Genomic DNA, 13,993 nt, shown 5'->3' on the forward strand with positions numbered 1-13,993 from the left:
GTTCCCCCCCCCGCACGCTGCGGGGGCGGGGCGGGCGGGGGGGGCCGCGGGGGGGGGGGGGGGGGCCCTGGCTCCCCGGGGGGCCCCCCCCCGGGGGGGGCCCCCCCCCCCCCACGCCTGTTCCTGAGTCGGCGTACGCCGCCGGGGGGCCGACTTAGGTCGACGGCGTCGCCTTCCCATGCAGTCGGATGACTGATGTCTCCCCTGTGTCCTCGCCGCCACAGTGGTGTCGCTCCGCGAACGAGAGAACGCACCGTCGGAGCAGACCCCCTGGCAGCAGAGAGAACAGAGGAGACCAGTGATGAACCTGCGGCGAATGGCGACGAGGCTCGCGATCGGTGCCGCCACCGTGGCCGGGGTGCTCGCCGCCACGACGACGACCGCGAGCGCCGACATCCTCACCTCGATCGAGACCGGTCCCGGCAAGTGCCCCGCCAACTGGGTGTGCCTGTGGAGCGAGAACAACTACATCGTGGGGAACCCGAAGGGCGGGGTCGACTACGGGGCCGTGGGCGCGAACGAGAACATCGCGGACCTGGGGAAGTTCAAGTTCGAGAGCAAGCTCTGGCGCTGGAAGGGCATGACGGACGAGGCGTCCTCGGTCGTGAACAACACCGGCAGCAGCATCTGCTTCTACGAGCACACCAACTACGGCGGCCTGGAGTTCAGGATCGGCCCCTGGGAGAAGTGGGCCTCGGTCCCGTCCTGGATCAACGACAAGATCAGCTCCTTCAAGTACTGCTGACCCCTTACCTCCTCGACCTGAACGGATCGTCATGAAGCTCTCCAGGAACCTGGCCAAGCTGGGCCTGTCCGCCGCCGCCGCCGCCGGCCTGATCGTGACCGGGGCGACCTCCGCGAGCGCCACCAACGTCTACGACATCGGCCACGGGGCCGGGTCGTGCCCCGACGGCTACGTCTGCCTGTGGTCGGAGGCCAACTTCATCCGGGGCGGGACCATCAACGACGCGAAGTTCGGCTCCTTCGCGTCGAACCAGAACACCGGCGACATGGGCAAGCTCCAGAAGCGCGACTCCGGTGGGGACAAGGGCATGCAGGACATCACCTCGTCGGTGCTGAACAACACCGGGAGCAGCATCTGCTTCTACGAGAACAACTGGTACGGCGGCCTGGAGTTCAAGATCGGGCCCGGGGAGCACTGGCCCTACGTCCCGTCGTGGATCAACGACAAGATCAGCTCCTTCAAGTACTGCTGACCCCTTCCTCTCCTTCCAGCTGAACGGATCGTCATGAAGATTTCCCAGAAGATGACCAGGCTCGGCCTGTGCGCCGCCGCCGCCGTCGGGCTGGTCGTGACCGTGGCGGGCTCCGCCAGCGCCAACACGATCCTCGGCATCGGGCAGGGAGCCGGAGCGTGCCCCACCAACTACGTCTGCCTGTGGACCGAGAACAGCTACGTCGGCAACACGGGCTCCACCGGCAAGTTCCCGGCGATCGCCTCGGACCAGAACATCAGCGACATGGGCAAGCTGAAGCGGGACAACGGCCTGTGGCAAGGGATGCAGGACGTCACCTCGTCGGTGCTGAACAACACCGGGAGCAGCATCTGCTTCTACGAGCACAACGACTACGGCGGCGCGGAGTTCAGGATCGGCCCCTGGGAGCGGTGGCCCTCGGTCCCGTCGTGGATCAACGACAAGATCAGTTCCTTCAAGTACTGCTGACCCGTCGCCGGCCCCGCCCGGCCACCGCACGTGCCTGACGAGCAGGCCCGGACCGCCTCCACGCGGTCCGGGCCTGCGGTCTGTTCCCATTTCCGCCGGCTGCGGCAGGCTCGGCACCGGCCGACGACCCAGTGGGGCGGAGGAACCCGACGCAGACTGACGCGGTGCCGGCGCGGCCCGCCTCGGGGCCGTAGTGCCGGTCAGCGTCGTGGGCTCAACGTCCATGACGGGCCGTCTGGACGGTCGAGCCACACCTGCTGTCCGGCGCCCGTGACGGTGATGCCGTACCGGTCTCGGGCCGGCCGGCCGTGGGCCCGGTACACGCGGTGCGCCGATTCGAGTTCGGACCACAGCGGGCGTGGGCCGGTCTCGGTCACGGTGCCGTCGGGCCGCAGTTCGGCGATCGATCCGTTCGACGTCCACACCCGGGCGCCGACCGGTGTCCCGCCGTCGCCGAGGTCGTACTGCCAGCCGAGCGGTGGCATGGTGATGCTGACCAGGAAGCGGAAGTCCTCGTCCGCCAGGGCATCGGCACCGATGGCGGACGGCCGGCGGTCGCCGTCGGAGAGCTGTGGCCGGCGGATGATCCCGCTGTCCCCGACTGTCCGCAGGGGCATGAAGTAGGCAGGGGTGGTGAGGAACCGGCCGTCGGCCTCGGCTTCGCCGGTCCGGTGGACACGTGCGATGCCGTATCCGACGGGCGCGACGATCACGCCGCCGGGGGCGAGCTCGGGCAGCCACGCGAGCGGGATGCGGGAGAGCCCGCACGTGGCGATGATCGCGCCGTAGCGGCGTGGTTCCGATCGCCCCGGCTCAGTGGGCGAGTGGGCGGCGGCGCCGTCGCCGGTGAGCACCGTCGGCCGGTAGCCGGCGCGGCCGAGGCGGCGCCGTGCCGTGTCGGTGATGTCGTGGTCGATGTCGAGGGTCACCACCTGGTCGTCGCCGTAGCGATGGGAGAGCAGCGCGGCGTTGTAACCGGCCCCCGTACCGATCTCCTTCACCCGGATGTCGGCCCGCTCGCCGAGCGCTTCGAGCATCACGGCCATCAGGGAGGGCTGGCTGGACGACGACGCGGCGTTCCCGTCGATCAGGTGGGTGACCAGTGCCCGGTTCTCGTACACGGCCTTCAGCCACTCGGCAGCGTGCCCGGGGTCGTCACCGCTGACCCGCTGCTGACTGCCGCCCTGGCCCTGCCGGTAGAAGTACGGCACGAACAGGTGCCTGGGCACGTCCCGGAACGCGCGCTGCCACCCCGGATCGGTGAGGGAACCGTCGGCGATCAGCGCGTCGACCATGGCCTGGCGCAGGCTCTCGGCAATCGGCTCGGCAGCGTCGGTCACGTGGTGCCCTTCTGGAGGAGATCGGTGATCGCGTTGGTGACGGCGTCGCGGGTGACGTCGATCCAGGCCCACTGCCCGCCCGGGTTCACATCGACCAGCCAGTGCGTCCCGGACCGGTCCACGATCAGGTCCACGGCAGCGAAGACGAGTCCGAGACGCCGCAGCATGTCCAGGATGCCCGTACGGATCGGTTCAGGAAGCCGTGCCGGGGTGTAGGTGAGGTTCTTCGAATCGGTACGCCAGTCCAGCCGGCCGGGGCCGTCCGGGGCGTCGATCCGCACGGGGAACAGCTGACCGGCGACGCAGGTCACCCGGACTTCGTACGCCTTGTCGGTGATCTCCTGCTGGTACAGGTGCGCGGTCAGCGCCGTACGCGGATCGTCCCACCGGTCTTCGGGGACACGGGTGGTGTACATCTGGCCCCGCTGCCCGTTCTCGGTGTGGACGATCCCGCCGAGTACCTTCGTGACGATCCGGCCGCCGCATCGCTCGGCGAACTCGCGTACCGCCCTGGGGACGTTGGTGACCAGTGTCGCCGGCACGGGCAGCCGGGCCCCGGCGGCGGCGGTCAGTTGCGCGGGCTTCGTGCAGTCGGCGTTGCGCTCTGGGCGGTTGACCCACAGCACCCCGGGCAGCGAGCCGAGAACGCCGGCGAACGCCCGCTTGGCCTGCGAGGCGGCGAACCGCTGCTCGGGGCCGGACATGCCGGCGGCGAACCGGAAGGCGGTGGGCTTGCGCCACCACACGGACGCGAGTTCGGACAGGTCGACGCCCCGCAGGGCGCCGCTGAGGGTGCCGACCCACTGGCCGTCGGGCCCCAACTCGGCTGTCATGGTCGTGCGCTGCGGGAAGTCGGCGACGTCGGTGCGCCAGAACGGGATGCCTCGGGCATTGAGCTCACGCAGGACGTAGTCGGCGGTGGGGTCGAGGTCGTGGGTGATGACGAGCACGCGGGGAGAGGTGCCCCGCGTGCTCCTGGCGCCGTCGGACATCAGTCGTCGTTCTGGTCGTAGTCGACGCTGATCACGGTCTGCCCGTCGGACTCGGTCTGACAGCCCGATCCGTCCATGGTGGGCAGGTCGATCGCCGTGCGGCCGTCGATCAGCGACAACTGCGTGTCGGGGTCGACGCGGGCGGGCGGCAGCGGCGCGACGGTCACCGGGTTGGTGATGGCGTCGAGCCCGAACGGCCGGGTGGCGAGCGGGCCGGTCGGCTCCGCGTTCACGGCGATGTTCAGCGTGGGCAGTCGATCGGTCAGAACGGACATGGTGTCGCTTCCCCTCAGGTCGGGTGGTGCGGTTGCCGGCACCGCGTTCGGGGACGGGAGGTGTCGGCCGCCGTGGGGGCATCTGCGGCTGACACACCACTTCGTGACGGCGCATCAGCACGGATCCACTGTGACCATGCGTGCACTGTCGGTGAACGGTTGGGGCGTATCACTTTCCGAAGTCCTACCGGACGCAAGTGATACGCCCCGTATCACTCGTCAACTGATGATCGTGGAAGTCCCGAGGATGCCGGAGAGCTTCCGAAGCTTGGCGGTGGTCGCGCTGCCGACACTTGCCTTCTGGGCGATCACTCCTGGCAGAGCCTGGTGCCTGGCCCACCCGGGGGCGGCCGAGCACACGTCCAGCAGGGTGTCCAGCGCCGTGTCCGACTGCCGGGTCTCCGCCTGGGCGAGGGCGACGTCCAGCAGCATCCGATTGCGCGCGGACGGGGTGAGGCTGGACGTGTCGCCGATCGACGAGAACAGACCGAGGGCTTTGCCGGGGCGCCCGGTCGACACCGCGATGCCGATGGCCTGCGCGGTGACCGTGGCCGGCCCGAACGCCGTACCGTTCACCGTGACGTCCCGGCCCATCCGGGCGGCGACGGCGTGCCCTTGCGACAGCAGATCGTCCGCGTCCGCGACGTCGCCCAGCCGTGCCGCGATGACGGCGGCGAAGGTCACGTGCCATCCGTACGTGGCGAGCAGATCGAGATCACGGTCCCCGTACCGGGGCTCGATCGCCTCGTAGGAGAACCGCGCGGTCTGCTCGGCCTGGTCGAGCCGGGCATCCCGCAGGTAGATCCACGAGCGGCCCGATGCGACCATGGCCGAACGGACGGTATCCCCGGCCTGGTGGGCCTGGTGCTGCGCATGGCCGATACCGGCGTACGCGAGGTCGCGGGCGCCGAACTGGTTCGCCACGTAGGCGGCGAGCCGGTAGGCGTCCGCGAGGAAGCCGGCCGCCGCGCCCCGCCGGTCGGTGGTTGCAGCCCGCAGAGCGGCGGCGGCTTCGCGCAGAGCCGGAGCGACACGCACGCCCGCGCCGACGAAGTCGCCGACACGGTAGGCCTCCCATGCGGCGCCGAGTCCGGCACCCAGCTCGGCCGGAGGCGGTGGCTGCACGTCGACACCGGCCCCGGCGGCGGTGTCGTGGACGGCGCGGGACAGTTCACGGATCATCGCCCGGTCGGTACCGCGCATCGCGCGTCGGGGCGCCTGCTGGCCGAGGACCACCGAAACGTCCGTGTTCAGCGCGGCCGAGATCCGAAGCAACGTTTGAAGGCTCCCACCGAGATCGCGTTCGGCCTTGCGGATCGTTGCCACCGAGAGTCCCGAGGCCTCGGCGAGTTGCTCCTGGGTCATGTCCGGGCCGCGCAGAAGTTTGATCCGCTCGCCTGTGGTGTAGTCGGTCCACTGCGTCATCCTGGGTTCCTTCCGGGTGCACGGCCGTACTCGGAAGGTACCCGCCACGTCCGGAGCGACGGGGCGCTTGTCCGCTGTTCGCAGCGGCGCGTTCGGCGAGGTCCGAGCCCCAGTCCGACAGCCCAGTCCGACAGCCGCAGGCCCGGACCGCCTCCACGCGGTCCGGGCCTGCGGTCCCTAGCGGGAGCCTTCAGTCCGTCGGTGGCCGTTCGGTCAGCTTCTGCTGGCGCCTGGCCTGCTTGGCAGCCTTGCGTTCGGCCTTGGTCATTCCTCCGGGGTCCGTGCCGGTGGGGGCGTCAACGGCCGCCGGGGTGGTGCCGGAGGGGCCTGTCACCACGCCTGCCGGCTGTGCCGGGGACTCGGCCTTGGACTTGCGCAGGTTCTTGGCGACCCTCTCCAGAGTCCGCCCGATCTCTCGGAGGCGCTCCCACTCCTCGGGCTCGAAATTGCCCGTGTGTTCCTTCCGGTAGCGGCCCAGTTCCTGCGTGAACTGGGCCGCTTTGCTCAGGCCGTGGTGAATGAACTCGTCTTTGTCCGCGTTTTCGGTGAGTACGTCCGCCAGTTCCCCTTCGGCGGTGATCTGCGGGTAGAGGGTCAGCAGGTCACGGGCGTCCCTCTGCCGCTTCTCCGCCAGGACCTCTCCCTCCTTCTCCTTGCGCATGGCGAAGGCGGTCACCTTGTCCGTGAACAGGCGCAGAGGCGCCACGACCGTCAGGGGAACCCGGGCGGAGCTCTCGTGCACCTGCATGTTCCGCGTCTCCGTGGGCACTTTGCCCAGCGTGACGCTGACCTCGGCCCCGCCGAACGTGCCCTTCACCGTCGTGCCGTTGGGGTCGGTGCCCGCTTCGTCCTGCAGCAGGGCTTCGAGGTACGCGATGACCTCCCGGCGCAGCTGCGGGTCGTTGCCCTCGGGGTCGGAGATGTGGAGCCGCAGATCGAGATCCTGGACGGGCCGGGCGGCCTTCAGCGCCGCCACCCCGCCTCCGCCGCCGATGCTCAGATGCAGCCCGCTGACACCCAGCCGGTCCTTGACGTCCTTGCTGATGATCCGTTCCAACGCGGCCGCGGTGCCCAGCCGGAACTCGGATTCGGCGTCGGTGTCCGCTCCGCCTTCGGCGCGCTGTACGGCGGCCGGAGGACGGGCCGGGACGTGGCCGGCGGCGTGCCGGTCCCGTCCGGGCTGGGCCTGGGAGCGGCCGGCCTGGCGGAGCATCTGGACGACCGCGGCGTTGCCGACCGTGGCCTGGAGGCCGAGCAGCCGCGTGGGCGGGGCGGGGCTGGGTTTGCGGGCGGGAGTACGGCCGCCTGCCTCGGTGGCTCTGGTGGTCTCGTGATCGTGCAAGGAAGGCTCTCCACAGGCGCGGGGCTGTCGACTCCTCCTTGATACTGGGCCGGGGGAACCAGTGCCAGGTACGGGCGGGCAGCAAAGGTTGCCCGGGCGGGCAACGCGCCAGTGCGTGCTGGAACTCGCATGCGGGGCGGGCGACCGCGACTCCGCCGGACCGCGGGCCCGGACCGTGAACCGGTCCGGGCCCGCGGGTCGCCCCTCAGGGTCCTACGAGCCGGCGGTGGCCGCCTCCAGGGTGGTGGCCATGACCGGGCTGGTGAAGGTGTTCGTCGCGTCGCCCGTGGACTCGTGGTACGAGCCCCACTTGAGGTAGTTGCGGTCGCCGTCCCAGGTGGTGCCCTTGAAGGTGCCCGAGCCGGTGGTGAACGTCTGCTTCACGCCGTCGAACCAGAAGTCGATGGTGCCGTCCGTGCGGCCCAGGCGGATCTTCAGGGCGTAGGAGTGCCAGGTGTTGTTGGCCGTCTGCGCGGTCCACAGGGAGTGGGAGACGTGGGCGGTGTCCCACTCCTGGAGGCGCACGCGCCCGTTGGCGATGTCGATCTCGATCGGGTGGTTGGCCGTGTCGGTGCTCGGCGAGCACTTCAGCTGGAACACGTACCGGCTGTTGGTGTCCTTGACGTCCACCTTGGACGACCAGCCCAGGTAGAAGGTGTCGCCCTCCTTCAGGTCCGGGCTGAGCGTCTCGCAGCGCTCCTCGCCGGCGGCCTGGAAGGCCCGCCACACGCTGCCCTTGACGGAGTCCTTGACGACCCCGAAGTTGCCGGCCGCGCACTGGACCGCCTTGAACGAGGACGGGCCCGTGCTGGTGCTCGGGGTCCACAGGACCTTGCCCGCGTCGGCGGCGGAGGCCTGGCCGCAGGTGGCCGCCAGGGTGGCGAACGTGGCGAGGGCGGCGGCCGCGGCGGCGGCCTTGCGGCGGCGGGGCAGAAGGGACATGCCTCTCCCGGGGGGTGAGTGACCGGATACTGACGTGCGGTGATTTGACCACCACCCGGCCGGGTCCGGCCAACGGAACGGCCGGCGGAAGATCCTTTTCGGACTTCCGCCGGCCGTCCTCCCGAGCCTGAACCCGGACCCGCCGCCGTCCGTTACGGCTTGCCCGGCTGCCCGTCGGCGTCCTCGTCGTACGAGGACGTGCCCTCGTCCAGCAGCGGCTCCTGCGTCTTGAGGTGCGCCGGCGCCAGCGCCCGCAGCGCGTGGTAGCCGGTGATGACGACCAGCGTGCCGAGCGCGATGCCGCTGAGGCTGAAGGTGTCGGTGAACTTCAGCGTCACGTTGCCGATGCCGATGATGATGCCCGCCGCGGCCGGCACCAGGTTCAGCGGGTTGCTCAGGTCCACCCGGGACCTGGTCCAGATCTGCGCGCCCAGCAGCCCGATCATGCCGTACAGGATGACGGTGATGCCGCCGAGCACCCCGCCCGGGATCGCGGCCACGATGGCGCCGAACTTCGGGCACAGGCCGAACAGCAGCGCGAAGCCGGCGGCGCACCAGTAGGCGGCCGTCGAGTAGACCCGGGTGGCGGCCATGACGCCGATGTTCTCCGAGTACGTGGTGTTCGGCGGGCCGCCGACCGCGGTGGAGAGCATGGAGCCGATGCCGTCCGCGGAGATCGCGGTGCCCAGCTTGTCGTCCAGGTTCGAGCCCGTCATCTCGCCGACCGCCTTGACGTGTCCGGCGTTCTCCGCGACCAGCGCGATCACCACGGGCAGCGCGACCAGGATCGCCGACCACTGGAAGGACGGGCCGTGGAAGGTCGGCAGGCCGATCCAGTCCGCCTTGCCGACGCCCGACAGGTCCAGGCGCCAGTGGTCGGACATGTGCCCGCCGCCGTCCACCGAGTGGATCTTCCCGAAGACCCGGTCGAACAGCCAGGAGATCCCGTATCCGAACAGCAGCCCCAGGAAGATCGCCACCCGCGACCAGAAGCCGCGCAGGCACACCACGGCCAGGCCGGTGAACAGCATCACCAGCAGCGCCGTCCACTGGTCCTGCGGCCAGTACACCGAGGCGGTCACCGGGGCCAGGTTGAAGCCGATCAGCATGACCACCGCGCCGGTGACGATCGGCGGCATCGCGGCGTGGATGATGCGCGCCCCGAACCGCTGGACCGCCACACCCACCAGGAACAGCACCACGCCCACCACGAACACCGCGCCGGTCACCGTGGCGCTGGTGCCGCCCTGCGCCCGGATCACCGCGGCCACGCCCACGAAGGACAGCGAGCAGCCCAGGTAGCTGGGCACCCGGCCCTTGGTGGCCAGCAGGAAGATCACGGTCGCCACGCCGGACATCATGATCGCGAGGTTCGGGTCGAGCCCCATCAGCACGGGCGCCACGAAGCTCGCCCCGAACATCGCCACCACGTGCTGGGCGCCGAGCCCTACCGTGCGGGGCCAGGAGAGCCGTTCGTCGGGACGGACCACCGCCCCCGGTGCGGGCGTGCGCCCGTCACCGTGCAGCTTCCAGCGCACGCCGAGATCCATGGTGATGTTTCGCTTTCTCTGTACTTCCGGGGAACCGTTCGCACCATTGTGGTGGCCGCCGGGTGTCCCGGCGATCACGCGCAGCCGCGTGAGCTGCGGAGACGTGGGGTGGGGCCGGACGGGCCTGATGCTGTCGGGATCTTACGGGCCCCGCCCGCGCGTCGCGGATCCGGCCGCCGCTCGGACGCCCGTTCGCGGGGCGCCACCCGTGTGGGCGTATCGCCGCGTCGCCGCCCCTCCATCCGGCCCGCCGCCCTGAAGACTGGCCGCAACCCGTAGGACCCACCGAAGAAGGACGTGCCATGGCGGAAGAGCTGTACGCGACGCTGAAGACCAACAAGGGCGACATCGTGGTCCGGCTGCTGCCGGACCACGCCCCCAAGACCGTCAAGAACTTCGTGGAGCTCGCCACGGGCGAACGGCAGTGGACCGACCCGAACACCGGTCAGCCGAGCAACGCGCCGCTGTACGACGGCACGGTCTTCCACCGGGTCATCGAGGGCTTCATGATCCAGGGCGGCGACCCCCTGGGCAACGGGACCGGCGGCCCCGGCTACAAGTTCGCGGACGAGTTCCACCCGGACCTGGCGTTCACCAAGCCCTACCTGCTGGCCATGGCCAACGCCGGACCGGGCACCAACGGCTCCCAGTTCTTCATCACCGTCGGGCCGACCACCTGGCTCACCGGCAAGCACACCATCTTCGGCGAGGTCGCCGACGAGGCCGGCCAGAAGGTCGTCGACGCCATCGCGACGACGGACACCAACCCGCGCAACGACCGCCCGGTCCAGGACGTGGTCATCGAGAAGGTCGTCATCGAGACCCGCTGACCGGAGGACCCCCCGGCCGGCCGGGGCCTCCGGGGGCCCCGGCCGCAGGCCGGCCCGGAACGGCGCGTCAGGTGACGACCCACCCTGCCGCCCCGCCGCCCCGCCCCGCGTTCCATGCACGCGTTCCAGGGCCCCGGCATTCCCCCTGCTCAGGGCCCGTTCCGGCGTCCCACCGTCCCTGATCGGCCGTTGCCCCTGGCGCCCGGGACGGATCACCGGGCAAGCTCCGTCCGGCGGGTGCCGGCGGCGGCCTCGGCCACACCGAGACTTCACCGGCCGTCCACTTCGACGGCCCCTCCGGCAACGAGAGTGTCGGCGCGGGAAGCAACCCTTCGTTGCCCTCGCGGGGTTTGTCCATCGACGGCTCGTTCAAGGCCGGCTCCTGGCAGCAGGACATGGACGACGCCGTCACCTGGTAGTCCCCGGACGCGGCGGGCCGGCCCCGGCCCGCCGCCCGGCGGTGCCCGGGACGACGCTCCGCGATCGTCAGGTCGCCGGCTGTCATACGATTGTCATATACATCTAATCCATCTAAGGGGGGTGCGTGGAGTTCCGACTGCTGGGCTCGGTGGCCGTGGTGGCCGCGGACGGCCGGGAGCTTCCGGCCGGATCGGCCAAACGCCGCAGCCTGCTCGCCATGCTGCTGCTGAACCCCGGAGCACCCGTCACCGTCGAACGGCTCACCGAGACCCTCTGGGACGAGGAACCGCCCCGGCACTCGCGCACCGTCATCCACAACCACGTCTCCGGGCTGCGCGCCCTGCTCACCGCCCACGACGCCCCCGCCGCCGGCATCGAACTCGTCACCGACAACGGCGCCTACCTGCTGCGGGCACCCGACCACGCGGTGGACACCCTACGGTTCGAACAACTGGTGGCCCGCGCCCGCGCCCGGGACGACGCCGCCCGGGCCGCCGCCGACCTGCGCGAGGCACTCGCCCTGTGGCGGGGCCCAGCCCTCGCCGGCACCACCCCCGGCCTGCCGCTGCAGTGCGCCGCCCAGGCCCTGGAGGAACTGCGGCTGGCCGCCGCCGAGGAACTGGCCCGCGCCCACGGCCGCCTCGGCGACCACGGCGCGGCCGCGAACCTGCTGCACGCCGAGGCCACCGCCAACCCGCTGCGCGAACCGCTGGTCGCCGACCTCATGCACGCCCTCGGCCGCGCCGGGCGCCGCTCGGAGGCCCTGGACTGGTTCCACCGCACCCGCCGCGCCCTGGCCGAGGAACTCGGCATGGACCCCGGGCCGGAACTCACCGACGCCTACGACCGCCTGCTGCGCACCGACGCCCCGCCGCACCCCGCCGTGTCGCCGCACCCGGCCGCGCCGCAGCGCACCGCCGTACCGCCGGGCCGCTCCGACCGGGTGCCGCCCGCCCGGCTCCCCAGCGACCAGGAACCGCCGGACCGCCTGCCCTCCGACCGCCTGCCGGCCGACCGCGTCCCGCCCGCGCGGGTCGCCACCGTCGGCGGCCTGGCCTCCGTCCCCGACCGGCGGCCCCCGGCCGCGCCGCCCGTTCCCGCCGCGCAGCCCGCCCCCGTACGGCCCGAGGCCCCGCAGCCCGCCCCCGTACCGCCCCCGGCCGCGCCGCCCGCCGCCGCCCCCTGGTACCAGCCCACCCCCTGGCCCTTCCCCCGCCGCCCGCGCGGCTTCGCCGGCCGGGAGGACGAGCTGGCCGCGCTCGACCGGGCCACCGCCGCCCCCGGCGCCGTCGCCGTGCTCACCGGCGGCGCCGGCGTCGGCAAGACCACCCTCGCCCTGTACTGGGCGCACCGCCGACAGCAGGACTTCCCCGACGGCCGGCTCTTCGTCGACCTGTGCGGCCACAGCCCGCTGCCGGAACGCGACACCGCCGCCGTCCTGCGCGAACTGCTGCTCGCCCTGGGCCTGCCCGCCGAGCAGATGCCCGCCACCCCCGAGGCGATGGCCGCCCGCTACCGCGAACTGACCGCCACCCGGCGGATGCTGATCGTCCTGGACAACGCCCGCCGCTCCGAGCAGGTCCGCCCGCTGCTGCCCGACGGCGACGACTGCGTCACCCTGGTCACCAGCCGCGACCGGCTCGGCGGCCTGGTCGCCTCCGACGCGGCCCGCCCGGTGCCGCTCGCCGAACTCTCCTCCCCGCAGGCCGTCACCCTGCTCGCCGCCACCCTCGGCCCCGACCTGGTCGCCGCCGACCCCGAGGCCGCCGCCCGCCTGGCCGGCCTGTGCGACGGCCTGCCGCTGGCCCTGCGGCTGGCCGCCGCCCGCCTCGCCACCGGCCCCGCCCGCGCGCTGGCCGCCCTCGCCGAGGAACTCGCCGACGAACAGGACCGCCTGGACCTCCTCGACGTCGAGGACACCAGCGTCGCCGCCGCCCTCGCGCTGACCGTCCAGCACCTGAGCGAGCCCGTCCGCCGCACGTTCCGCCGCCTGGGCGCCCACACCGGCGCCACCCTCGACAGCCGCACCGCCGCCGCCCTGGCCGGCTGCCGCCCCGCCGAGGCCGCCGACGCCCTGGCCCAACTGGCCACCGCCCACCTGATCGTGGAGATCGGACGGGACGCCTACACCCTGCACGACCTGGTCCGCCTCTACGCCCGCAGCCTGCCCGGCGACACCGACACCCAGGTCCTGCCCCGCCTGCTCGACCACCTGCTCAACACCCTGCTCACCGCCTGCGCCGCCGCCGAACCGGGCAGCGAACCGTGCTGCACCCTGCCGCCCGGCACCCGCCGCCCCGCCGAGGTCCGCCCCTTCCCCGACCGGGCGACCGCGCTCGCCTGGTACGCCGCCGAACGCGACACCCTGCGCGGCGCGGTCGAGGCGGCCGTCACCGCCGGACTGCACGACCGCGCCTGGCGCCTGGTGCTGCTCCAGTGGCCGCTGATCGTCTGGCAGGTCCGGGACGGCTGGGCGCCGCTGCTCGAACACGGCCTGGCCGCCGCCGAGGCCGACCGCGACCCCGGCGCCCAGTCCCGCGCCCGGGCCCTGCTGGGCTGGGTCCTGCTGGAGGAGGGCCGCCCCGAGCAGGCCCTGGTCCACCTGGAACGCGCCCCCGACCTCGCCGCCCGGGCCGGCGACGGCACCGCCCAGGCCGTCGCCCTCGTCAACCTCGCCGTCGCCCTCGCCCGCCACGGCGACCGCGCCGGCCGCGCCCGCACCCGCGGCCTGCTGGTGCGGGCCCTGTCCCTGGCCGAACGGGCCGGGCGCGCCGACCTCGTGGGCCTCGCCCGCCTGCACCTGGCCCAGGAGAGCCTGGCCGCCGGCGCCGCCGAGGAGGCCGCCCACCACGCCGCCCGCGGCCTGGCCGTCGCCGAACCGCCCTTCCCGGTCACCCGCCGGGTGGTCCTGCAGACCCTCTACGGCCGCGCCCTGGCCGCCACCGGCCAGCCGGAGGAGGCCGCGCTCCACCTCGACGCCGCGCTGCGCACCGCCCGCGCCCACCAGTACGGGGAGGGCGAGGCGGAGGCCGGCGCGGCCCTGCGCGCCCTGTCGGCCGGCACCCCGGCGCCGGCGGGCGCCGTCGCGAGGGGCGCCGTCGGGGTGAGGGCCACCGCCGCCGCGCAGCACTGACGGGCGGGCTCGCCGGGAAGGATGGAACACACGGGGGAGTCCGGAACGCAACGGGGGGA

At 72.4% G+C, this 13,993-nt stretch carries 12 protein-coding genes; 5 read left to right on the forward strand and 7 right to left on the reverse strand.

Annotated elements, in window-relative coordinates:
- The first annotated feature begins 301 nt into the window (after positions 1-301).
- Genes ACFWP2_RS10975 through ACFWP2_RS10985 form a run of 3 tightly spaced genes read left to right on the forward strand, consistent with a single transcriptional unit; the run spans position 302 to position 1,685 of the window.
- Positions 302-745 carry a peptidase inhibitor family I36 protein gene (locus ACFWP2_RS10975; RefSeq protein ID WP_380450049.1) on the forward strand — a complete coding sequence of 148 codons (444 nt, stop codon included), beginning with the start codon at positions 302-304 and terminating at the stop codon, positions 743-745.
- Positions 746-776: 31 nt separating this feature from the next.
- Positions 777-1,217, forward strand: coding sequence for a peptidase inhibitor family I36 protein (locus tag ACFWP2_RS10980; protein WP_380450050.1), 441 nt, complete (start codon positions 777-779; stop codon positions 1,215-1,217).
- Between the two features lie 33 nt (positions 1,218-1,250).
- Positions 1,251-1,685 carry a peptidase inhibitor family I36 protein gene (locus ACFWP2_RS10985; RefSeq protein WP_380450051.1) on the forward strand — a complete coding sequence of 145 codons (435 nt, stop codon included), beginning with the start codon at positions 1,251-1,253 and terminating at the stop codon, positions 1,683-1,685.
- A gap of 200 nt (positions 1,686-1,885) precedes the next feature.
- Here the strand turns inward: ACFWP2_RS10985 and ACFWP2_RS10990 are convergent, their stop codons facing one another.
- From ACFWP2_RS10990 to ACFWP2_RS11020, 7 genes are all read right to left on the reverse strand, one after another.
- The gene (locus ACFWP2_RS10990; protein ID WP_380450052.1) at positions 1,886-3,025 is read right to left on the reverse strand and encodes a hypothetical protein; all 1,140 of its coding nucleotides are present in this window, start codon (positions 3,023-3,025) and stop codon (positions 1,886-1,888) included.
- A complete protein-coding gene (locus ACFWP2_RS10995) occupies positions 3,022-3,975 on the reverse strand; it encodes an MvdC/MvdD family ATP grasp protein (RefSeq protein WP_380450053.1) in 954 nt (317 codons plus the stop codon). Before ACFWP2_RS10995 ends, ACFWP2_RS10990 begins: the two co-directional genes overlap by 4 nt.
- Before the next feature lie 41 nt (positions 3,976-4,016).
- Positions 4,017-4,292: a putative ATP-grasp-modified RiPP gene (tgmA, locus tag ACFWP2_RS11000; protein WP_380450054.1), complete on the reverse strand. Its 276-nt coding sequence runs from the start codon at positions 4,290-4,292 to the stop codon at positions 4,017-4,019.
- A 219-nt stretch (positions 4,293-4,511) separates the two neighbouring features.
- Positions 4,512-5,717 (reverse strand): helix-turn-helix domain-containing protein, encoded by a 1,206-nt coding sequence (locus ACFWP2_RS11005; RefSeq protein ID WP_380450055.1) that lies wholly within the window; start codon positions 5,715-5,717, stop codon positions 4,512-4,514.
- A 190-nt stretch (positions 5,718-5,907) separates the two neighbouring features.
- On the reverse strand, positions 5,908-6,930 hold the full coding sequence (locus ACFWP2_RS11010; RefSeq protein WP_380450056.1) for a hypothetical protein: 1,023 nt from the start codon (positions 6,928-6,930) through the stop codon (positions 5,908-5,910).
- Positions 6,931-7,272: 342 nt separating this feature from the next.
- The gene (locus ACFWP2_RS11015; protein ID WP_380450057.1) at positions 7,273-8,001 is read right to left on the reverse strand and encodes a hypothetical protein; all 729 of its coding nucleotides are present in this window, start codon (positions 7,999-8,001) and stop codon (positions 7,273-7,275) included.
- A gap of 152 nt (positions 8,002-8,153) precedes the next feature.
- The gene (locus tag ACFWP2_RS11020; protein WP_380450058.1) at positions 8,154-9,551 is read right to left on the reverse strand and encodes a uracil-xanthine permease family protein; all 1,398 of its coding nucleotides are present in this window, start codon (positions 9,549-9,551) and stop codon (positions 8,154-8,156) included.
- 302 nt (positions 9,552-9,853) lie between these two features.
- Between ACFWP2_RS11020 and ACFWP2_RS11025 the strand changes: the two genes are divergently transcribed.
- Together ACFWP2_RS11025 and ACFWP2_RS11030 are read left to right on the forward strand one after the other, a co-directional pair.
- The gene (locus ACFWP2_RS11025) at positions 9,854-10,381 is read left to right on the forward strand and encodes a peptidylprolyl isomerase (RefSeq protein ID WP_380450059.1); all 528 of its coding nucleotides are present in this window, start codon (positions 9,854-9,856) and stop codon (positions 10,379-10,381) included.
- Between the two features lie 544 nt (positions 10,382-10,925).
- Positions 10,926-13,934 carry a BTAD domain-containing putative transcriptional regulator gene (locus tag ACFWP2_RS11030; RefSeq protein WP_380450060.1) on the forward strand — a complete coding sequence of 1,003 codons (3,009 nt, stop codon included), beginning with the start codon at positions 10,926-10,928 and terminating at the stop codon, positions 13,932-13,934.
- Positions 13,935-13,993 lie beyond the last annotated feature (59 nt).

Source organism: Kitasatospora sp. NPDC058444 (assembly GCF_042721415.1).
Lineage (GTDB): Bacteria > Actinomycetota > Actinomycetes > Streptomycetales > Streptomycetaceae > Kitasatospora.